The 25,116-nt window shown below is 58.0% G+C and carries 5 protein-coding genes; 4 read left to right on the top strand and 1 reads right to left on the bottom strand.

Going from position 1 to position 25,116, the window contains the following annotated elements:
* Window positions 1-75: 75 nt before the first annotated feature.
* The 3 genes from cpaB to CA51_RS22455 all read left to right on the top strand — a co-directional run bounded on the left by cpaB (window position 76) and on the right by CA51_RS22455 (window position 4,025).
* Window positions 76-1,110 (top strand): Flp pilus assembly protein CpaB, encoded by a 1,035-nt coding sequence (cpaB, locus tag CA51_RS22465; RefSeq protein ID WP_145123386.1) that lies wholly within the window; start codon window positions 76-78, stop codon window positions 1,108-1,110.
* A gap of 80 nt (window positions 1,111-1,190) precedes the next feature.
* Window positions 1,191-2,690, top strand: a complete 1,500-nt coding sequence (locus tag CA51_RS22460) for a type II and III secretion system protein family protein (RefSeq protein ID WP_145123385.1) — start codon at window positions 1,191-1,193, stop codon at window positions 2,688-2,690.
* 99 nt (window positions 2,691-2,789) lie between these two features.
* Complete coding sequence (locus tag CA51_RS22455; protein ID WP_145123384.1) at window positions 2,790-4,025, top strand: AAA family ATPase; 1,236 nt, start codon at window positions 2,790-2,792, stop codon at window positions 4,023-4,025.
* Window positions 4,026-4,196: 171 nt separating this feature from the next.
* On the opposite strand, the gene CA51_RS22450 is transcribed toward CA51_RS22455, so the two are convergent.
* The gene (locus tag CA51_RS22450) at window positions 4,197-4,766 is read right to left on the bottom strand and encodes a TPR end-of-group domain-containing protein (RefSeq protein ID WP_145123383.1); all 570 of its coding nucleotides are present in this window, start codon (window positions 4,764-4,766) and stop codon (window positions 4,197-4,199) included.
* Window positions 4,767-5,429: 663 nt separating this feature from the next.
* Between CA51_RS22450 and CA51_RS22445 the strand changes: the two genes are divergently transcribed.
* Entirely contained in the window at window positions 5,430-25,064 is a 19,635-nt protein-coding gene (locus CA51_RS22445) for a tandem-95 repeat protein (protein ID WP_145123382.1), read from the top strand.
* Window positions 25,065-25,116: the final 52 nt, after the last annotated feature.

Here is a 25,116-nt window from a genome sequence, read left to right as displayed (position 1 = left end):
ACGTTGTCGGGTTCCGAGCCGGGACGGCATTGTGACTCGTGCGGCTTTTCAGCCACGCCCAAGGCGTCCAATATCATGCGAAACAAATCTGTCATACTGCTCGCAATCGCGCTGGGTTGCGGAATGATTGCGTCGGTTGGAATCAGCCAGGTCGTGATGAGCGGCAGCGAAGCGCAGCCGACAAAGATGGTCGAGATCTTGGTCGCATCGATGGATATCCCATCGAACGCGAAGATCGCGGCGGACAACATCATGTTAGAGAAATGGCCGGCCGGAAAGACGCCCGAGGGGGCGATCACCGATGTCACGGCGATCGAAAACAAATACGCCAAGCAGCACATCTATGCGGGCGAAGCGATTCTGAAACAAAAGGTGGTCGACGCGACCGAACGGGCGACCGTCGGGATTCCGCCGGGGCACACCGTCGTTACGTATAGCATCGGCAGCGATCCAGGGATCGCCAACCTGATCGAACCGGGGGACCGGATCAACGTGATCGGGTTCTTTGAGAAGAGCGATATCGTGCCGGAAACGACACACCGCGACGTGTTTCGCAACGTGAAGATCTTCGCCGTCGATGGGCGAACCAGTCGCGAGACCGAAGAGAAAGCCAAACGTGGCCCGGTCAGTTCGATCTTGTTGCTGATCAAGCAAGAGGACGAACGGGTTTGGAACTGGGCCAAGAAGGTTGGGTCGCTACAGCTGACGTTGGGAAATCCGAATGAACCGGTTAATCCGAACACTCCAAATGCGGCTGGCATAGAATTCATGAAATGGCTCGATGACTATGCTGAAGAACGCCGACTTGGTCAGGTAGAGACAAAGCCTACCGAGGTGTTGGTCGAGAAGCCAGGTGGTGAGATCATCAAGATGTTAACTCCCAAGGGCTATCGATTATTTCGATGGAACAAGGGAACGCAGACGATGGAGTTGATTCAGGAGCACGCGCCAAACGATGCACAGCTGGGGGCGGGGACGTCCGCGGCGGATGCTGGCGCGGTTGCACCTGATGCAAGTTCGGGACTTCCCGGAGCGGCTAGCGTTCCCCAAGTCGATGCGGGAGACAGCAGCACTGTCAACGAAGCATATCGAATTAATCGAGCGCGTTAGCCAGAAACGAAGGATCGTTTACCGGCTGACATGCTAAAGAAATAATTGTTCGTTAGAACCTATCGCAAGGATGCGCAGGTATGTTCAAGCAGACCATGGCGGGTGTTTCACCCTCCCATATCATGATGATCGTCGCATGTGTTGTTGGAAACAGCGCGCCTGCACTTGCACAATCGGTCGACGCCTATGCCGCGTCGTCGCGATCGTCTTCTTCTGCGGTAACCTACGCCGTCTCGCAGCCGACGCAGCGGTTGGAGATGATCGTCAATTCGAGCCGGATCTTGAAGCTCGAAAAGGTCGTCCCTCGTTTTCAGGTTCAAAACGAAGAGATCCTGATTGCCAATCCGGTGGCGCCCAATCAGGTTCAAATCTCCGCTCAAGCCGCTGGTGTCACTCAGTTGAATCTGTGGGATGTCGACGACACTTTATATACAGTCGATGTGATCGTGACCGGCGACGCTCGCGAGCTGAGCACTGTCATGCAGGCTCAGTTCCCCTACGCTAGTCTACGGATCACGCCGCTGCCGACCGGCGCGGTGATCGACGGTACGGTAACCGATACCGACGACATCGATCGCGTGATGGCGGTGGCCGAACAGTTTTATCCAAAGGTCGTCAATAACATCAAGGTTGTTGGCGTGCAGACGATTCTGTTGCACACCAAAGTCATGGAGGTCTCGCGGACCAAGCTTCGCGACCTCGGGCTCGACTGGGGTACCGCCAATTCGACTAGCGTGTTTGCCTTCGGCATCAATGGAACCGTCGATGCGTTGAAGTCTTCGATCGGTAGCGTCGTGGCAACCGGAGCGCCCAATGCGCGGGTCGGTCTGCTCCGCAACGGCGAATCGCTGGACTTCCTGATCCGAGCTTTACAACAGAACAATTGCGCCAAGATCTTGGCCGAACCAACCGTCGTCGCCACACACGGTCGGCCGAGTCGGTTTATCGTCGGCGGTAAATTCCCGATCATTGCGCCCGATGGTCAGGGTGGATCGACGGTGACGTTTGAAGAATTTGGTACTAGCGTCGACTTCCTGCCGTTTTTGGTCGGCCCAGGACGTGTCCGATTGGAGATTCGCCCCGAGGTTAGCGAACGCGACGATGCCAATGGCGTCGCGTTGAATGGCTTCACCGTTCCCGCGATTCGGCAACGTTATGTCGAAACCGCTGTCGAGATGCAAGCCGGACAAACCTATGCGATCGCGGGTCTGTTGCAGACTCGCACCGAAACGATCTCGACGGGACCTCCGTTCCTGATCTCGGTTCCCTGGATTGGAACGTTGTTTCGCCATGTGGAATCGGTCGAAAACGAAATCGAATTGCTAGTCACCGTAACGCCGGAACTGGTCGATGCGATGGATCCACACGAAGTGATGCCGGGTGGACCGGGAGTCGATACGACGGTCCCATCGGATACCGAACTGTACTTCAAGGGCTACATCGAAGTGCCACGTGTCGACAGCATCAACGAAGAGGGTTGCATGCAGGAGCCGGTTTACGAACCGCTGGCCCCCGCGATGCAACAAACGCTCCCCGTTCAAGAAAGCAGCACCTACACTGCCCCTGTATCGCAACCGTGAACCTGATTGATTGGAGCTGCATGTTGACAGATTGCTGTGTCATGTACCGTGCCCCGTATTATTTACTAATCACAAATACCGAATCCTCTGGTGAAGAGCATGCCTAACGTACTCCGCTTGGCTGTCGTCGATCCTAACGATAAAACTCGTGAAGACCTCAAAGCAATGTTGTTGGGGCTGGATGTCGTTTGGCTAGAGGCGGAGTGTTCTCGTTACGAATTCTTTCCCGACGTCGTTACGCAAACACACCCCGATATCGGCGTGGTCTCGCTAGACAGCGACCCCGAGCGCGGAATCGAACTGCTCAACACAATCCGCTCGACAACTCCCGATTGTGCGCTGTTGGTCGTCAGCAGCAGCACCAGCGGTCAGTTGATTCTGCAGTCGATGCGAGCGGGAGCGAAAGAGTTTTTGACGCTTCCGTTGAGCGGAGGCGATCTTTCGGCGGCGCTGCACCGGATCGGCGAACAGAAATTTGGCGCCAGCGATTCGCGGAATCGCAATTGCGAAGTGATCGTTGTCGCCGGAGCGACTGGCGGTGTCGGTGCAACCAGTGTTGCAGTCAACATGGGATGTATGCTCGCGTCGCGAGAAGGCAACTCGGTCGCGCTGATGGACCTCGATCTAGCCGTTGGCGACGCCGACGTCTTCCTGGATTCGATCCCCGATTACACGCTGGCCGATGTCACCCAGAACATCGCCCGGCTCGACTTCACGCTGCTGAAGCGCTCGCTGACCAAACACAGCTCGGGTTTGTACCTGTTGCCGCGGCCGGTCGAACTGCAAGACATGTCGATCATCAACGGCGACAGCATCGAAAAAGTGATCACGCTGCTGAAGGCTTCCTTCACGCATCTGGTGATCGATCTCTCGAAGACCTACTCCGAAGTCGATATGGCCGCGATGCAGATGGCGGCAAAGATCATCCTCGTGACCCAGTTGGATGTTCCCTGCCTGCGAAACGTCGTTCGGCTGCTGTTGAGCTTCGAGCAATATGAAGGCTTGAAAGAGAAGGTCCACGTGGTCGTCAACCGCGCGGGCTTGGAGTCGGGCCCGATCAGCATCCGCAAGGCGCGGGAAACGATCGGTTGCGATATCTACGCCCAATTGCCCAACGACTACCGCACGATGGTCGAAGTCCGCAACAACGGCGTGCCGTTGTTCGAACAAGATCCCAAAGCCGCCATCACGCTGGCGATGCTTGGTTTGGTCGAGCGGTTGAGCGGTTCCTCGAAAGAGACGCAGGAGGAGGAATCGGGCGAAGCCGTTGCGGTCAACGAAAGTAGCGGCTGGTTGAACTTCTGGCCGCGCGGCGGCAAGCAAAAGAAGTCTTAAGGTATGGCAGCAGGTGCCGCGAGATCCGCGGCACCTCGCTTCCCGTCCAAATCTTCTCGGCCGCGATTTTATATCGCTCCGCGTTCTCTGACGCCTCCGCCGTCCCCCGCTGTTTGGGTGCATGCTGCCCCCGCTGCTGTCAGCAGTCTCGTTTGGCGAGCGACTTCTTTTTTAGACGACCACCTGCAGGGCGGCGTCGAACGCCGGATGGTTTCGGATCGGATCGAAGTCCGCCTCGCGAGCGACTTTGCTGCGGAGGTCGGGCTTTAATTCGAGCGCGATCGACAATTCCATCGCCGCCAACTGCGGCTGACCAGCGAGGCTCAAGTAGCAAGCTTGGTTGTATCGGACCAGCGGGTGGTGGGGAGCTCGCGCGATCGCATGGTTCAAGATCGAGATCGATTGTTCCAGGCGGTCGACTCGCTTCAGACACCAAGCGAGCGACAGGTAGGTCGCAATATGGTGGGGATCCAGCTTAGCCGCCCTTCTGAAGGTCCGGATCCCCCGATGGTATTTCCCCAACATGCTCCAAGCCCGCCCACGAAGATAGTACCAAGCCGCCCGTCGGTGGCCGCGGGGACGAGCGCCTTGCAGCATCGCAAGCGCTCGGCGGGCCAGCCGTCGCTTGATTTCGGGATCGAGACCCCAGAGATCGTCGTTGCACGAGATCAATTCCAAGAGTCCTTGGGCCTGCCGCAGACTGCGGTAGTTCTGATAGTAGCGGAGCTTGGAGACAGACATGAATCGCTGTGGGCTGCGGAGGAGAGAGTGACCGGCGATCGGTGTGTCTCCATTCTACGCAACCGCTTGGAATAACCAAGTCAAAGGGGGCGAAGCCCTTGAAAACCAGGCGTTTCGGCAGCTGAGACACTCTCGCGGACCGATTCTGCGGGGGCTGGGCAGTCAGCCTGGGTGGGTCGCGTCGTTTGCAGGGAACTTAGTGAAAATACTGGCGTCAAACAGGAACGCGCATGCGCCGAAAAAGCCTCGGTAGAGATTTGTACAGGTGCATGTGATTCGCAACCGTTCAACGCGAATGATCGACAAAACCGAAATTTCCAGGCGTTAAGATGGCGAGGCTGCGGCGGATAGGCAAAACAAATTTGCGTCCAAAATGCAGCTAACTATACTCGGTGCTTGCTGGTCCAGCCGTGATCTCCTCGGGTTCGAGGACTTTTCTCGCGTGGGCCGACCGAATTCGGTAGGTCGGTTCCTGTTCAATTTTCACAAGTTCGTAAGTCGTTTGATTTGAGGCGTTTGTGTCGTTCGAGACGGTTCTCGAAGAGCACTCTTTGCCCAAATCATTTGAAGGTTCGCTCCATGGCCAATCGCAAACGGCAAGATGTTTCAAGCCGCCTCCACTCGGTGAGAAAGGTAACGAAGAGGAATTCTCTTCGCAAATCGATGCTGGAATCCCTGGAACCGAGGAAATTGTTGGCCGCCGGCCCGCAATTGATCGGAATCCAGCCAAACAGCGGGGATTTGATCACCGATGGTAGTGTTCGCAACGAGTCGCCTAGTGAACTCGTCTTCCGATTTGACGAAAATCAAGTCATCGATGCGGCGACCTTAGATGCGATCCGAATCGTCCGCAGCGGTGGCGACGGGACGTTTGATCTACCCGTCGGTTCGAGCGACTTCGGCAGCGTCTATCGCGATCCCGACACTTCGGTGATCGACCTGACCGGCGGTGTGGACATTCAATTGACGCAGATCGCATCGGGGCAACCGGTTCGCGTGACTGTGACTCGCAACGATGCGCTGCCAGTCGGCACCGCGCCTCAGTTTGCTGTAGGGGCGAGCGTCGCGGGGACCGTTCCGCTGACCGTCACTCTGGCTCCCGGCACGACGGCGCGAACCTTCGTGGAAGCCTTCAATGCCTCGACGACTGTCAACACCTTCCTGAGCGCTCAGTTGAAGGGTGGCCACAGCGACGCAGAATTGATGCGCGATCCCGCCGTCAGCACCCTGCCCGCGTTTGATATCTCGTCGAGCGGAGACGTAGAGATCATCCCGACCTTCTTGGAAGTTGGTGCGGCCCCGAATCAGAACGAAGTTGTGGCGCGGTTCTCCAATGCGCTGCCCGACGACGACTACCGGATCGAAGTCTTCGGATTCGATGATCCCGCGTTGGGGATCGTCGGACTTCGCAGCATCTCGGCGAGCGATCCCGACACGCTATTGGTTCCGCGGCAAGAGGGAGCTCGCAAGGAAGTCGTCGACTTCACGCTCGACCTCGGTGCTCAGGTCCAAGCGGTCGTTCCGCAGCCTGTGGTTCGTTTGGCCGATGGCAGCTTGAATCAACGCCGCAACGAGATCGTCGTCTACTTCAACGATGACGATCTGTTTGTCGAGAACTTCTCCGACGGCACGCCAACCGACCGATCGGCTGAGAACCCTCGCTTCTACACCTTGATCTTCACGCAGGATTCGGTCAGCAATCGCGACGACGTCGAGATCGCTCCAACGCGCGTGGTCTACAATCCAGCCGCCGACACCGCGACGTTGGTCTTCGATTCGGATCTCTCCGACTTGGTCGGCGGCGATGGTGGGATCGGGACGTTCCGTTTGCGAGTCGGTACGGCCGAAGCGATTCCATTGGCACCGCAGCGCGTCGAGCTTGGTGGCGCCGTGGGCGCGACCGACTTGAACACCGGTGGCGAATCGGTCTTGCGATTCCAATCGGTCGTGGGCGCTCCCGCAGATCTGCAGGTTCAATTTGTCCGATCGGGAACCGGCGCGGTTTCCGTAGCGGTCGCCGGTTCGGTGGTGACTGTCGACATGGGTGCGGGGACGACGTTTGCCGACATCTCCAACGCGATCAATGCGCACCCAGCGGCTTCGCTGCTGGTTCAATCGAGCGTCGACGGTCTGGCCAGCAATAGCGTCGGAACCACACCGGCAACCTACGCTCCTGTTTCGCTGTTGGAACCGGGCGATTCGTTCACCGCGGCGGCTGACATCGGTACCTTCGGAATCGACCCCAACGCGATCAACTTCCGCAGCGTCGTGCTTTCGAGCGCGATCGATCCGATCGATTATCGGTTGGAACTGTTGGGTGGCAACGACGATCCGGGGCACAGCGATCTCGTCGAGAATCTCAACGACGCGTTTTCGCAGCACGTCAACGATAATTTCGGCGCCGATTCGACGCCGGGAATCACAACGATCCCATACAACTTCCGCAGCGATTACGGTATCGACGATAACGGTACGTCGCGCGTCAACTCGGTTTCCGAACGCCAGAAGGAACGGATCCGCGAAGCGCTCGACATGTGGGCGAGCGAACTGGGCGTGCAGTTCTACGAGACCGACAACCAAGGCTTCACCTTCGCCACCGGCGACCTCTCGGTTTTGGACAACGATCCAAGCACCGGAGCTCCGTTGCCGACCGGCAACGTGTTCACTCAATCGACCTTTGGTGTACGCGTCGATCCCGACATCACAACGACGGGTGCCAACACCAACGCGACGCTGGTGATGGATTCGTTTGTCGAATGGGGAGACCTCTACGGCGAAGACTATTTCCGCACCGCGATCGCGGGAATCGGTTTGCTGTTGGGCTTGGAACAGGCAGAGGACCTGCCCGCTTCGACGCTGATGAATTTGGACAGCAACTTCCTGGCGAACAATTCGACTTTGGAACCTGTCTTCCCGGGCAACTACGACATTCTGCACGGCCAATATCTGTGGCGTCCGGAATCGGGTGACATCGATCTGTATCGCTTTGAGGTCGACCTCGACGATCCGACTAAGCTGGCCGTCGTGACGGCGGAAACGTTTGCTGAACGCTTGGGCGACAGCAGTTTGTTGGACACCTCGCTGACGCTCTACAAGCAACAACAAGCCAGCGTGACCACCGACTTTGGTGTGTTTGGCAACTTCGAGATCAACTTTACCGCGGTCCAACCGGGCGACTTGGGCAACCGAACCAGCGTGCAGTTGGTGATCACGCCTGCGGGCAGCAACCCGACGCCGACGGTGGAAGTCACCGAAAACCAGATCAGCGTCTACATGTCCGACCCGGACAACACGACGGTCCAGCAGGTGGTCGATGCGATCAATGCTTCGCCAGCGGCGGCGAATCTGGTGACGGCATCGCTGCAATTGAGCGAGGACATCGATCCGACCGAAATCCCAACATTTAACGGCTTGCAAGAAGATGCGCCGCGAGTGTTGTTGAGCGGCGGCGGGATCGTTTCGGTAGCTCGCAACGACGATTATTACAGCGAGGATTCGTTCCTCGAGGTCGAACTCGGCAGCGGCGTTTATTACATCGGTGTCACCGCATCGGGCAACGACCTTCCCGATCCAACGATCAGCGGCACCGGATTTGGTGGCACAACGCAGGGCGAATACGAACTGTTGTTGAAGTTCCGTCCGCAGGTCGACGAAACCGATGTGTTGCGTGACTTGGACGGCAACAATCTCGACAGCAGCGATCCATTCCGTTTGCCAGGAACGCGCGTCGACGCTTCCAACGACGGGACTCCCGGTGGTGTCTTCAACTTCTGGTTCCAAACACGACCACTGAATCGGCAGCTGGACTTTGTCAGCGGCGGCGACAGCGTCACCAATGGCCAGGTGATCGAGGTTACCAATTACCGCGGAATCACGCGGCGGTTCGAGTTCTCCAACGATGGTTCGGTTGCATCGGGCCGGATCATGGTCGCTTATAATGACAGCGACACGCCAGAGATTTTGGCGGACAAGTTTGCCGCGGCGCTCCAAGGGGCTGTGGTCACCGGCGGATCGTTCCTCGATTCGGTATCGGTCAACGGTACGGTGATCGAGATCACTGGCGAACAGGAGATCACGGTACCGGACAACTTCCTCGCGATGGACGTCATGGGACGGACCATCTTTGTCGACAACTTTGGCGGTCCAAACGCCGATGGTTCGGCGGATCGTCCGTTCGACAGCATTTCGGGAACGGGGATTCCAAACGCGTTTGCGGCGGCGCATCCTGGCGACATCGTGCGGATCGTTGGCAACGGCGGTTTAGACCAAGATCCAACGACGCTCAACGACAACTTTGCTTATGAGCTTGGTTTCGGTTCGCTGCCAGGCCAGGTGTTGCAAGACGGTACCGAGATGGAGGTACCGCAGGGCGTGACGGCGATGATCGACGCCAACGCGATCTTCAAATTGCGTCGCTCGTACATCGGTGTCGGTAGCAGCAACCTGTTGGTGGATCGCAGCGGTGGTGCGTTGCAAGTTTTGGGTACGCCAACACTTGTCGACGACAACGGTGCGGTGCTTCGCGACGCGTTGGGTAACGCGATCGAGGGATCGGTCTACTTCACAAGTGCTCTGGACAGTTCGATCGGAACGCCACAAGCCGGTTTGGCGACAACGCCTGGCGCGGGTGATTGGGGCGGATTGTTGTTGCGTCGCGACATCGATCAGATCGAAGGTCGCGCCGATCTGGAAGATCAAGGTATCTTCCTGCAGCACATCGGATTTGCCGAGATCAAATACGGTGGTGGTGCCAGCGCGGTGATCGACGGTAACCAGACGTTGGTCAATCCTATCCAGATCGTCGACATGCGTCCGACGGTCGCCAACAACACGATCTCCAACAGTGCCGATGCCGCGATCAGCGCGACGCCGGACAGTTTCCAAGAGACCAATTTCCAAACCGTCGAATACCAATTGGCCGGCGCGTTTACCGCAGACTACGACCGCGTTGGTCCCGATGTCTACGGAAACCAGTTGACCGACAACAGCATCAACGGGATGTTCATTCGCGCCACGACGCCAGCCGGCGGGACGTTGCGTAAATTGACAGTCGCCGGTCGTTTCGACGACACCGATGTTGTGCATGTCATCGCGGAGAACTTGATCGTCGACGGCACGCCGGGCGGTCCACGTTTGTACGAGAGTCGGTTGCCCGTCGATCTGGTCAACACGGAAGCTTCCAGTGGCGGTTCGTTGCCAGCGGGCGTGGCTTATGAATACCGCATCGTTTCGGTCGACTCATTTGGCCGCGAAGGGCTGCCTTCGGATGCAATCGTCTCGCCAGTACTGGTGGGAACCGAGGGGCGAATCACGCTCAGCGGTCTGCCACCGGCTGAAGATGGATTCTTGTTCCGTCGCATCTATCGATTGAACGCTGCCGGAACCGGGTACGATCTGGTTGCGATTCTCGACGCCAACGATCCCGACTTCATCGATGGCGGCGACCGTTTGAACACCGTTCCGATCAAGTTGGACGTGACGAGCACCGAGGTTCGCTTGGCGCGTCCGGATGCGTCGTTGAAGATCGATCCAGGCAGCGTGATCAAGGTCCAGGGTTCGCGGATCGAATTTGAATTCGGAACGCAGTTGCTGGCCGAAGGTCTCGATGGTCAAGAGATCATCTTCACCAGTATCCTTGACGATCGCTACGGTGCTGGCGGTGAGTTCGATACCGAAAACGGTGGCTTGATCGATGGCGTCAATCCGCTGCCTCCAGAGGCTGGCGATTGGGGCGGTTTGTATTTTGCTCCCGGGGCGCATCTGAGCCTCGACAATTCGATCGTCGCGTTTGGCGGTGGTCTGACACGCATCGAAGGTACATTCCGTGCGTTCAGTGCTGTCGAGCTGCAGCAAGCGACGGCGCGGATCACCAACACCTCGTTCGAAGACAATCACGAGGGCTTGGGCGGCCAAGGGCCTCGCGACCGCTTGGGACGTTTGGACAACGTTGCGATCGATCTTCGCGACGCGCCATCGGCCGATGCTGGCGAATCGTTCCGGGCGCTCAGCGGAACAACGATCTTCGTTCGCGGTGCCCAACCGGTGATCGTTGGAAATACGTTCATCAACAACGTCGGTAGCACGATCAACATCGACGGTAATTCGATGACCGACGAATACATCGTCGACATCGGCCGCGATACCGGCCCGATCGCGCGGATCGATGATCTCGACGACAACTACGGCCCCTTGGTGCGCCGCAACCGGATGGACAATAACGGGCTCAACGGTCTGGAAATTCGCGGACGCGACACGATCTTCGTCGGCGGACGCGAGTTCACCAGCGAGACGAGCCAATACACGGTTGGCAACGTCGTCGGCGACCGGGTTCCTGGGGTCGACGATGTTCGAACGCCCGACAATGTGATCACGGTCAATACCACGGTCGCAGGCGATCCTTTGTCCGCTGGCGAGCTAGCGGTATCCGCTGTGATCCTAACGACGCGCAGCATCTGGGATGACACCGACATCGTGCACGTCCCTTACCAGCAGTTCATCACGGGGAACCTGCACGGCAGTAGCGGTCTGCGATTGCAGAGCCGTCCCGACGAGAGCTTGGTCGTGAAATTCGCCGGCTCCGAGACGACCAGCCAAGGCAAAGACATCGGCTCGGGCAGTTCGGCCGATCCGTTTTATGGAACCGGTCTGACCGCAACGGGAACTCTTGGCGACATCGACGATCGCGTCGGTGGTACGTTGCAGATTATCGGTCTTCCCGGATCGCCCGTTGTTTTGACGGCGTTGTCCGACGATACCGTCGGTGCTTCGTTGAAGCCCGATGGGACTCCGCATACCGATACCAACAACGATCTATGGGCAACGCGTCCAGAGCCAAACGATTGGCGCGGTATCTACCTGGATGAATTCTCCAACGACCGCAACGTCGAGGTCGTGCTCGAACGCGAAGCGCACGACGCGCCAGCGCCTGGTCTGAACGCCGATACGGTTAACCCCGAAGTGATCGGTGACTTGGCCGCCAGCCAATACGACTCCGACGACACGCTGCGATTGGGCTTTGAAGTCTCCGGTTTCTTGACCGAAAACGACATCGACGTCTATGCGTTTAGCGCTGTTGCCGGTACCGAAGTCTGGCTCGATATCGACCGCACCAGCTTCAACCTGGACACCGTCGTCGAAGTGCTCGATTCCGAAGGCCAGCTGTTGGCGCGAAGCACCAATAGCACCGACGAACTGTTCGAGAACTTTGGCTTGCGTGACGAGCAACTGGGAACGTTGCAGAAGGGAGCCGAAGAGCTCAACAACTTCAACGAGTTTGGTCTGCTGGATGAATACGGCACGACGAATCCGCGCGACGCTGGATTCCGCATCTCGCTGCCGGGTGTCCGCGGTGCCCGCGATACCTATTACGTCCGAATTCGATCGGCATCGGTCGATCCAAACGATTTCGCCGGCGGTATCACGACTGGCAAATACGAATTCCAGATCCGGATGCAAGAGGAACAGGAGTTCTCGGGTTCGACGGTTCGGTACGCCGATATCCGTTATGCCAAGCACGGTATCCACGCCAAGGGCTTGCCGTACCACAGCCCATTGTTGGGTGAGGCGCAGGAGGATGAAGGTCCTGGTTCGTCGATCAGCAACGACAACATCTTCACCAACGCCGCGTCTTCCGAAGATCGGGCTCAGTATGTCGGCAACCTGTTGAACAGCGATTTGACCGTCTTGAGCGTTGGTGGCGAACTGTCGAATCTGACCGATATCGACTTCTATCAGTTCGACATCATCAGCACCGACGGCAGTTCGGGATCCCATTTCCCAACCGTCTTCGACGTCGATTACGCCGACGATCTGGGACGTCCAGACACCACGCTGTGGGTCTATTACGACGCCGATGGGCAATCGGGCAGCCTGCCGCCGCGACTGGTCTACACCGGTGCGGACAGCAATATTGCCGAAGACCGCAGCGATTCGCTGAACAGCGATCCCGCCTTGGACTTCGATCGCGGTAGCGTTGGCGCGGGCGATCCGTTTATCGGATCGGTCGAATTGCCAGAGGGTTCGTATTTTGTCGCGGTAACCGAATCGAGCCGAGTGCCTTCGATTCTGACAACCGATCCGCTGCTCCGCCGCGAACCGATCGCATCGATCAAGCGGTTGGTCGACGATCATATCGAAGCGATCGATCCAAACACCAATAACCCACCTGCTGTTCTGCAGTTCATCGATCAATCGACGCTGCCTGCCGGATGGCAAGTCACGACCAATCGAGCGACCGAAGTCGGGCACGGCCTGTATTCGACGTTTGATGGGGAACGCATCGGGATCGACCCTCTGTTGGCTGAACAGCCCGAGGTCGAATCGAACGACACGTTGTTCTCGGCCGACAGCATCGATTCTGCGGCCAACTGGGGATTGAACTTCAACAGCGATATCACCCAAGACTTTGTCGACATCAACACATCGACCACGATTCCGCACACTTCGATTCGAGGTGTTTTGGATGACAGCGTCGACTTCTTCCGTTTCACGGTTCCGGACACCAATGCCGGTGCTGGCAACCGCGTGATCCTCGACATCGATAACGGATTCGACTTCCTCAACACGTTGGGGTCGGACGACTTCACGTTGGAGTTGTTTGCGATCACCGGCGTCGATGCCAATCTCACGACTCCCGTGGCCGTCAGTGTCGACAACGGTTTCGACACCGGCAGCAGTTCGTTTGGCGGTTTTGCCGATCCGATGATCGACACGACGTTGGCTCCTGGAACCTACGTGGTCGCCGTGGTCGAAGACGGTTCGACGTTTAACGCGACCACCGGAACCTATACCGCTCCGGATACGTTGATCGAAAACGGCAACTATACCCTGCATGTGTCGGTCGAAGGACATGCTGTTGGTGCGTTGGGCGGTTCGGTTTTGAACGAGAGTCTGCATTTCAATCCAGCTGCTGGCAGCGGGACTCTTTCGGCGAACCAGTTTGATCTGTCGGGATACACCGCCGGCGATCAACCGTTCCTGTATTTCAACTACGCCTTGGATACCGATCCCGGCGATCTGGTCTCGGTGCGAATCACCAGCAATGATGATCCCGTGGGACAAACGGTTGCGTCGAGCGATACGGCGTTCAGCGGTAGCGTTTTGACAAACGACAATATCTGGCGTCAAGCGAGAATTTCGCTGGCCGATTTCGCTGGCGATTCGGGCGTGACGGTTGAATTCCAATACAACACGCCGGGCGGTTCGACGGGCGAAGGTCTGTACGTCGACGACTTTATCGTTGGCTTCGCAGAGCACGGTGAACTTGTCACCGGTTCTTCGTTCGTGACCGCCTCCAACGTCGACTTCGTTCAACAAGGTACGCCGGGGACATTCACCTCGGGTGCTTATCAGTTGGAGGTCCGACCTGGAACCGATTACGCCGACACCGTGGGGACTTCGCTGAACGTCCGCGAGGTCTTCGACACCAACGATCGCCAGTCGGAATCGATCACCGTGATCGCTCCCGCCGGTTATCAGTTGGCCGACGGCGATTTCTTTGAACTCAGCGACGGCTTCATCACACAAGAATTCGAATTCAATTCGACCGGCGGCGTCACGCTGGGCCGCGTGCAGATTCCGTTCCAGCCGACCGATTCGGCCAGCACGGTTGCCGGGGCGATGATCGCTGCGATCAACAGTCCTGCGGTTGCAGCGAAAGCCAGCTTCAGTGCGGCTTCCAGCGGTGGAATCACTCAGGGTAGCACGCAAGGCGACGCGCGGATCAACCTCTTCGGCAGCGTCCGCGGCGACTTTGCAGAGCTTGCCGACGAATCGCTGTCGGTTACCGCAAGCACCGATCCCGACGCATTGGCTAGCCAATTGTTGGGCGATGGGCTGACTCTGGTATCGGGTTCGGCACTCTTGAACGGCAACGCTGGCAGCTTCACCGGTGGATCGCAGGTGCTGGGAATGGATCAAGGCGTTGTCTTGACCAACGGCGACCTGTCGACCGTGACCGGTTTCAACCTCAGCGACAACACGACTGCTTCGGCGTCGGGCTTTGGTGACAACGACGTCGACAATACCCCGGGAGTCCTGCCGGCCGGTAGCACCACGGTCGATTCGACTTCGCTGGAATTCCAGTTCAGCTTCGATGATGTCAGCGGGCTCAAGAGCCTGTTCCTGGAGCTTGGTTTTGCATCGGAAGAGTTCTTCGAAAACGGAGCCAACCCCGATGTTGCGGCTGTCTTCCTTTCGTACATGGATGACAGCGATCCGCTGAATTCGATTCCTGTGACGGTACCAGTGCCTATCAATGGACTGGATGCTGTGGGAGCGGGTAACCTGCCCGAAGCGGAAGTCGTCAACAACGATCCGAACATGGCTGGCAAGTTCTTGACCGAGACCGGCTTCGACGGAATCTCGCGTCCGTTGACAGCAACGATCGGCGGCTTGGTCGCTTCTCGCGTCTACACCGTGAAGGTCGTTGTCGCCGATGTGGCGGACAGCCTCAGCCCTGTCGACGCCAACGATTCGGCAGTCTTCATCCGCGCCCGTTCGATCTCCAGCGAAGATGCTGGGAACCCGAACCTGATCGCCGTCGACGGCCGCGTAACCTTGCCAGCGATCGTTCACTTGGGCACTGGCGACACAAACGCCAAACGCCAGCAGGGCCAATTGTTGATCCACAGCAACGTGATCAGCGATTCGCAGGTCTACGGTGTTTGGATCGAAGGTGCCGACCGCGAACAGGATCCTGAAGACTTCCGCGCCGATGGCTCGCCCACCGGTTTCGGCAGCGGAACGCCTCACGGCGATCTTGGCCAGCCGAATCTGGGACGCAGCTACGGCGGGGCGGTTCGCAACCTTCGCGCTCTGAACAACTCGGTCGAAGGGGGCTTGGTTCCCGGTGCCGTGGTTGTCAACAACGTCATCGATCAATCTGGCGTTTCTGGGATCACTGTCGAAGGGACAACGCCGACTTGGATCATCAATACCAACGGCAACTTTGGATTGGCTGAGGATACGACCGAAGCGACCGCGGCGACCAATACACCGCGAGTTCCCGAGGTTCACTTTGGCGATGCGATCTCCGATGGCGATCAGATGACCATTTGGGCAGCCGGCATCTCGGTGCTGTTCGAATTTGAAGACATCAGTGGCGACGTCACCGGCGACGGTGGTAGCGGCGTGCGTGGTGGCGATGGCGTTTCCGCCGGTGCGGTACCGATCTACATCCGTAAGGATGCCGGTGGGACGACCTACAATCCGCAGGGGACAGCACCAAACCGCAGCTTCGGCTATACCGAACACGAAGTCGTCGCGGCGATGTACGATGCGATCTTGGGCAGCGTGTTGGTAACCAACAATCTGGTCAGTTTGGTCACGCCGACGATCGGCCCAAGCGTGCTGGAAGACAGCATCACTTCGAACACCGGCAACGGTGCCGGAGAGATGGGCTTCGTCAATCCAGCTCTTTATCTGGAAGGCGTAACCAACGTTGTTATCCAACCGATTCAAGCACGCCGCTGGTTGACAGCTCGCGAATTGACCCTTGCAGAAGCTCCTCAGCCGTTTGTGCGGATCGTTAACAATACGATCTATGGTGCCGATGGGAATCTGACGGATTCGGTAGGCTCGGGAGTCGACGAACCCAACGACACGATCGCGGGAGCCGTGGTCACGCATCAGGGTTCGGCAGTGACGCCGCTGTCGTTTAGCACCACCGGCGCGATCGGCGATTCGCCATCGTTGGGTGCCTTGCAAGATGTCGATATCTACCGAATCGAACTCGACGCGGGCGATCGCGTTCAAGTCGATGTCGATTCGTTTGGAGCGAGCTCGATCATCAACCCAGTCGACACCGTGCTGCGTCTGTTCGACAGTGCAGGACGTCCGGCGAGCCTCGGATCGGGGTTGGCGATTCAAGCCGACTTCAACGAATCCGGACAAGCTCCTGGCGAAGCGGCGAGCAACGATCCGTATCTCGACTTCACCGCGACCTACAAGGGAACCTATTACGTTGCCGTCAGTGCGGCGGGCAACGAGAGCTACGACCCGTTGAGCTTGGCCGGACGTGTTGATGGAAACGGACAAGGCGATTATGAGATCGATATCAACGTCTCGGCTCCACGCGAGTTCATCTTGGCTCTGGCCGACCTGAACGCTGGCGACACGGTCCAAATCACCGACGTCGCGGGTAACACCAACACGTTTACGGTTCCCGCAAACGATCGTCCTTGGGACCAAGCTCGCAACTTGGCGACAACGATCAATAACTCCGCCGGTAACACGCTGCCAAACCACGAAAATGGCAACGGCCCAGGCGGACTCAACGGTCCCGTCTCACGCGTCGAAGCGGTTGCTCTGGGCGGTATCTCGGGCGACGATCCCGGAATCAACGAGATCCTGTTGCGGTTCCACCATGCTTTGGGAACCGCGATCGATTCGCAGAACGGTTTTGGACACGATCGCTTGAACAGCACCGGTAGCACCGGCGATGGTACCACCGAGCAGTTTGTCGTGATCAGCAACGCCGCCACGATTTCGGTTAACGGCACGCCGTTGACTGGCGAATCGTTGAGCACCAATCAAAACCGATTCCTTCCCGAATCGGCGATCATGGTGCGTGGTGCAAGCCCCACGATTTTGAACAACATCATCATGAACACCCGCAACGGTGTCGTCGATGAAACGACTAGCGTGTTGGGCCCAAATCCTGCTCGCAAGGACGAAGTGATCGTTGGTAACAACATCTTCCAAGGCGTGCGAGGTTCGGCATCGAACGTCAATCCAGGGAACGTGTTCGACGATTTCAACGACGTGATTCCTGGCGGCCAGCAGATCGTCAACAACCCTGAAGGGGATAACTTTATCCCGAATCCAGGTTCGTACGCGATCGATTCGTCGATCGAATCGCTGCTCGAACGCGATCAGTTCGCATCGTTGAAGAACGCGTTGGGAATCTCGCCAAGCCCTGTGTTGGCACCAAACCGCGATGTGTTTGGTCTGTTGCGAGTCGACGATCCGTCGGTCGCGACCCCGCCGGGTATCGGTGGTAACGTGTTTGTCGATCGCGGTGCTGTCGATCGCGCCGACTTTGTTGGTCCCGGTGCGACGCTGATCCTGCCGTTTGACAACGATGGTGCGGGAACCGATACCGATCGGAACCTGACCCGAGTCGATCTGCAGTCGCCGCCGCCGTCGGAGTTCCGCATCCGTCTGCAAGACGTTGCCGATCCATCGGATCCGTTTGTCGGATCGAATATCGACAACAACACGGTGATCAACTCCGCTCTGGAAGATCTCCGCAAACCAGGTGCCGTGGTCACGCTGTTCGAAAACGGCAAACTGTTGGAGGAGGGCGTCGATTACACCTTCCGTTACGACGCGACAACCGAAACCGTGATCCTGAATCCGTTGGCTGGTGCTTGGTTGCCCGATGCGGTCTACCAGATTGGCATCAACAATCGCGATCGCTTTGTGTTGCTGGCACCTCCGGGAACCCAAGCTGTCGATGGATCGCAGTTTGTCGTCACCGATACGCAAGGTGGAACCGTCACGTTCGAATACGAGACGGGATACCAGTTGCAGTTGCCGACCGACATCAACCTGCAAATTCCGCTGGCAGGCGGCGGAGCGGGTGGCGTTCGCGATGGCGATCGGATCCGTATCACTTCGCCCGATGGTTTGACGGTCACAACGTTTGAGTTCGACCGCGACGGAACCACGCTCGCAGGAAACGTTCCCGTTCCGTTTGTGTTGACCGACACACAAGCGGATATCGTGAATTCGTTGAACGAGGTCTTGGTCGACCGAACACGTTTCCCACTGGATGCCGTCGCCAACGCTGGCAATGGTTTGATCCTGTTGACGCCGAAGCAGGGCGAAACGGTATCGGTCAGCTACGAGCCGACGGTTCCCGCGATCGAAGTCACCAATTCGGCAGTCAATTCGCAGATCCAAGTCGATCCTGTGCGACAGGTTGCCGACGGCGATCTGATCGTGATCACCTCGGGAACGCAGACGTTTACCTTCGAGTTGGATTTTGCTGGAACGGCAGCGGTCGCGACGAATCATCTTCAGATTCCGATCCGCAATCCCGCCAACCCAACGTTGGTTGCCGAGGATATCCAAACCGGCATCAACAGCATCAATAGCAATCAGTTCCCATTCCAGACGGCCGCCGCGCCGGTTGGTGGTCTGATCACGTTGGTTCCAAAGCCAGCACGGACCGCGACGGTCACATCGGCTCCTGTCTCGCGACTCAGCAGCACGATGGTCGATGGCAATCTGCAAGTCCAAGTGCCCGCCAACACGATCGTTTACGATGGCGATCTGATGCGGATCACCTCGGGCAGCGACAGCTTTGTCTTCGAAGTCGACACCGATGGTTCGGTAGCCGACGGCAACGTGGCGATGACCTTCGCCAGCACGACCAATCAGCAACAGATTGCCAATGGCATCACCGCTGCAATCCGCAGTCGCTTGTTCTCGATCGCTGCGGTTGAGATCTCGTCTTCGGATCCATCGATCGATCCTGGAACGTTGTTCCTCGCGGCTCAATCGGGGACCGTTGTCGATACCGGATTCAGCGCGATCGGCCAGCCCGTGGGCAGCATCGCCCTGTCGATCTCCGAATTGGGCTTCGGCATCGGTGGCGTCGCCGATGGTCAGACGTTTACGATCAACGACGGTGGTTTGAGCGTCACGTTCGAACTCGATACCGACGGCAACACGTCGGGCAACAATGTCGCGATCGATATCACGACGTTCACCTCCACCCGTCAATTGGCCGACGCGATCGCTCAAGCGATCTCCGTCTCCGACTTGGCGGCACAGCCTGAAGTCGTAAGCAATCGGATCATCTTCCTAGGACTCTCCGAAGGTGCCAGCGTGACGACCACCGGCAGCGGTGTTTCGTCGGTCGGATACGCTCGTCCGCTGCAAGATGGCGATGGCTTCTCGCTCTCGAGTGGCGACGCGGCTAACGGCGGCAGCACGGTTGAATTCCAATACGTTCCAACGTCGAGCCTGATCGTTGGTGCGGTTGTCTCGCACGACCTCGACGGCGACGGTTTGGCCGACTTCACGGTTCCAACGGATCTAAATTCCGATGGCGTTGTCGACGTCTACACCTTTGTCGACAGCAATTCCGATGGCGTGATCGAACGCGTCGAAATCGATGTCGATGGCGTTTCGCAGCAAGATGTTTTGGGCAACTTGGTTCCCGATTTCACCTTCACGTTCGACAGCAATCTCGATGGCGTGTTGGATGTTCAGATCGATATGCCAGCGTTGATGATCACGCCGTTCGAGGCTGATTTCGACAACGACCTGGAATTGGATCTGCGGTTCCCCGCCGACTTCGATCAAGACGGATTCGAAGACGTCCGGCAATTCCTGGACGTCGATGGAAACGGCGTCAACGAAGCGTTGCAGATCATGTTGCCTGGGCCAAACGGATCGACGTTTGCCGCGGTCACGATCGCTATCGATTCGAACGAAGATGGCGATGTCGATCGACCGTTGTTCTACCCTGCACGCTCGGCGGTTGCCTACGAAGCCGATTTCGACGGCGATGGCATCCTCGATGTGCGGTTCCCACGCGACATCAACGGCGACGGGTTCGAAGATATCCGCACCTTGATCTACGCCGACGACAATGGCGAGATCGGTGGCGATGGAGTCACCAACCGCGTGCCGATCGCGATTCAAATCGAATCCAATCGCGTGCTCACCTATCCTTTGGATCCGAACACCGGTCTGCCGATCTTGACCGACGGACCGCTGGCTGACGTGGCGATCGATGTCGACGCCGACGGCGATGGTTTGCCCGATTCCTCGGTCGAATTGATCCCTGTTGAACTGACCGATTCGAACGAACGCATCGCTCAAGATACCGTCGCTGCAATCGCCGCCCAAACCGGGCTGGGGTTGTCGCCAACGGCAATCGATGGCGGGCTGATCTCGATCGGTGGCCAAGCTGGCTTGGTGATGGAAATCATCGACGGTTCGCCACTGCAAGCGTCGGGGCAACCTGGCGTGACCACCAACTCGACGTTGACGATCGCCGGGCCGTTGGTCTTGAGCGTGCAACCTGCCGGCGGTGTTTCGATTCCCGATGGAGCGACCTTTACGCTCACCAACAACGGCCAGACCGTTGTCTTCGAGTTCGATCTCAACACGCCGACCCGGTTGAACAATCCGAACTCCGTGGCAATCCCTTACACGTTGGGCGACTCGGCAACGCAGATCGCTGCGAGCATCCAAGCGGCGATCAACGCATCGGGCTTGGGAATCACATCGCGAACCAGCGTTGGCGGTTCGGTCGAACTCGATGGCGTCGAGGAATCGCAGTTGGTGATCCCGGCGAGCACACCGTTGACCAGCCGTCGCGGCACGGTCAGCGATGGCGAGTTTGTCACGATCTCCGACGGTGTCCAAACCGTGACGTTCGAATTCGAACGGAGCGTTGGTGGCGGCGGAGTTCGCGCGGGCAACCAAGCGGTGATCTTCAGTTCCACCGGAACGTCCGACGACGTCGCAGTCAGCTTGGCTGCAGCGATCCGTAATTCGATCCTGGGAATTGCCACGACAGTCAACGGCAGCCAGATCACGATGGATGGTGCGACCTCGCAAACAACGATCGATGTTGCCAACACCAATTCGGTCGAGGTCAGCGGTACACCGGGCGGTGCGGTTCCGATCTCCGTCGTCCGCTCGGGCACCGTTTCGGATATCGAAGTTCGCGATGCGATCATCGAAGCGATCAACAGTTCGCGTGTTCCATCGCTGAGTGCAAGCGTGCGAGGCGACAACACGATCTTCCTGGAAGGTGCCACGACGGTCGACCAGTCGATCCCGAACTACTACTTGCGTGCGGTTGCCGACAACGTGGGCAATCCGTTGAAGAGCAACCAGTTGGACGACACCGTTACGTTTACGATCTTGTTGTCGGGAGCTCAGTTCGATTACGGCGACGCTCCCGATCCAGTCGACGACGTTCCAGGACGCTACCCAACGTCGCGTGAATACGACGGGGCTCGCCACTTGTTGGTCCCCGACGGTCCGATCTTGGGTCAGTTGGTCGACGCCGATGCCGATGGCCAGCCGCAACGTGCTGCCGACGGCGACGATAGCTCGCTAGTCGTGTTGACCGACGATGCCGCTCATCCAACCGAACCTGCTCTGTTCACGATCACCGCGGAAAACCCCGCCGGACCAACGATCAAGGTCAGCACTGCGAACGCGGAAATCCCCGCGTCGTTCGAAGGTCGGTTGTTGGTTATCGACAACGGTTTGGAACGCGTCACGTTCGAAGTCGATTCGGACGGCATGTTCAACGAAGACCATATCCGCATCGCGTTTGATCCCGATGGGGACTTCGGTGCCAAGACAACTCCCGCCGCTCTGGCGGCCAACCTGGTCGACGCCATCCGTCGCAGCGGGTTGCAGTTGGCTGGCAAGACGCTTTCGGGATCGAATCTGACTCTGATCGCCGACGATGAAGACGGCGTCACGTTTGGTTCGCCAGAATCGCCGACCACCGTTTTGCAAGTTGGTGAAACGACGATTTTGACAGTCGACGTAACCGGCGAAGGCCTGTTGGACGGATGGATCGATTTCAATCGCGATGGCGACTGGGATGATCCGGGCGAACGCATTTTCGAGCACGTTGCGATCTCGTCGAAGACGACCTTCGAGATCACTGTTCCTTCGACTGCAGCGATCCTGCAGTCTCCCGAGGGCGTGACCACGATGGCTCGCTTCCGATTGAGCACCGCGGGAGTTTCGGCTCCTACCGGACTGGCGCTCGACGGCGAAGTCGAAGACTATCAGGTTCGCATCGTCCGCGGTCAAACGACTGCCAATCCCGACGTCGGCGGCTTGTACAGCGTCTTCGAAGACAATGTGCTTAGCCTCGACGCCAGCCAAGGTGTGTTGAGCAACGATGTGGCTCGCCCATCGACAACGCTCAGCGTTTACGCCGAGGATGTTGGAACGCGAACCCTTGCCAACGGTACGCTGGAACTGCTGGCCGACGGTAGCTTCACCTACACGCCAAACGCCGACTTCTTCGGAACCGAGACGTTCAGCTACCGAGCGTTTGATCAGACTCTGTTCGATGCCACCGGCGCTTTGCTGGTCTCGGCACCTGCGGAAGTCACGATCAACGTGGGCAGCGTCAACGATGCTCCTCGCGGCGGTGCGACACAGCAAACGCTGGCGACCAACGAAGACTTTGCCCTGACGGTTCCGATCGACAGCCTGTTGCGAAATCTGACTGCGACGACGTCGGACGATTTCACTCCGGGCCCAGCAAACGAATCGGATCAAACGCTCAGCATCGAACTGACCGCTGGCGGTGCCACCGCCGGTGGTGGAACCGTACGGATTCAGGGAACCGACCTGATCTATACTCCGCTGTTCGATTTCAGCGGCCAGGACAGCTTTGTCTACCGCGTGGTCGACAACGGTGTTCCATCGCAGGGCGTCAACGTGACGGTGACGGTTGATGTTGGTGAAGCCAACGATCCACCGGTACTGCGAAACCACTTCGTGACCACAAACGAAGACGTCTCGTTCGATTCGGACAACAGTGCCGTCCTGATCGATGGTTTGTTGACCGGAGCGAGCGATCCCGACGGCAACCCCGGCGACGTGTTGATTGTTACCAATACCGGAACGATCACGACTCAAGCCGGCGGCAGCGTAGTGATCTCTCCGGACGGCCAGTTCGTCTACACTCCGCAAGCCGATTACGCTGGAACCGATCAGTTCACGTACACGGTTCGCGATGCCGACGGCAGCACAAACACCGCCGATGTAACGATCACGGTTGTGTCGCAGCCCGACGCTCCTCGCACCGTTTCGGCAACTCCAACAAGCGTGTTGTTGACCGAAGACGGAGCTCCTGGATTCGTCGATCTCGACGGCTTGTTCACCGATCCCGATATCGTCTACGGTGACTTCTTGACCTACGAGGTCGAAGAGGTTGTTGTGCCGGGTGTTGGCGGTGCTCAAGTGAATGCCAACGTGACCGGACCATTGTTGACGATCACGCCGCAAGCCAATGCGTCGGGAATCGCGACGGTCTACGTCAAGGCGAAAGACTCCACCGGCTTGATCTCCAACCGCCTGACGATCAATGTGCGGGTTAATCCAGAAAACGATCCACCTCAGGTGATCGGAACGTTGGACGACCTGGTGGTCCCCGAGGACGCACAGATCGCGCCGATCAACATGGCGAACATCTTCAACGATCCCGATGGGGACACGTTGCAGTTCGACGTGACCAGCAGCGACGAAGGTGTTGTGACCGCGGTCTACAACCCTGCCACCGGACAACTGGAACTGACCTTGGTGCCAAACGCCAGCGGCCAGTCCACGATCACGGTGGAAGTCGGTGACGGATCGGGCTTCATTGTCTCGGAGCAGTTCTTGGTGACTGTCAATTCGGTCGAAGACGCACCGACAGCCGTTGGCGACGTCTATCCGAACCCAGCCAATCCGGCAGAGATCTTCCAAGGTGGTATCTACCGCGTCAGCGATCCGACCAAGGGACTGTTGGCCAACGATTTCGATGGCGATGGCGATTCGTTTACGATCACCAACTTCACGCAACCGTTGAACAACACGGGCACGATCACTGTCGATGCGGCGACCGGCGGATTCGTCTACACGAATACCTCGGGAGAGACTGGAACCGTCGATTCGTTCCAGTACACGATCACCGATTCCAATGGGCTCAGCAGCACTGCGACAGTCTTGTTGGAAATCGGCACCCCGTTGTTGTCGCACCAGAACCCAAGCAACTCGCTGGACGTCAACGCCGATGGAACGGTCTCGCCGATCGATGCCCTGTTGGTCATCAACCTGCTGAACCGTAGTTCGGGAACCGCCATCTCGGTGCTCGATCTCGATACCCCGCCGGCGTTCTACGATGTTTCGGGTGATGCCTATGTCACGGCGATCGACGCCCTGCAGGTGATCAATGCTCTGAATCAGCGATCCGCCACACCATCGGCTGAGGGCGAGGCGAATGATTCGACCGACGCCATCGACTATGCGACCAGTTCGGTCGTTGCCGGTCGCGGTGCGGTGAATGTGCCTCAGTTGGTCAATCCTAAGCCGGCGGCATCCGATGCTGATTCGACGACCGATTTGATCGAAGATCTTGAGAATCATGGGGTCGTTGATCATGCTGAGGTCGTTGACAGTTTGCACAACGACCAAATGGATTTGGTTCTGGATGCCATCGCGGTACCCGGGTCGGAAGATGGAGAGCAGGAGGCCGCGGAAACATTTGATGCTGCGATCGACCAATTGCTGGGTGATTTCCGCCTGAATGACTAGACTCGTAGGCAACCCTTCGAGTTATTGATTGAGATAATAGCCCCACCACCAT

This window comes from Rosistilla oblonga (assembly GCF_007751715.1).
Taxonomy (GTDB): Bacteria; Planctomycetota; Planctomycetia; order Pirellulales; family Pirellulaceae; genus Rosistilla; species Rosistilla oblonga.
Note: the sequence above shows the minus strand (reverse complement) of the source record. Positions and strands in the feature narration are given on the sequence as shown.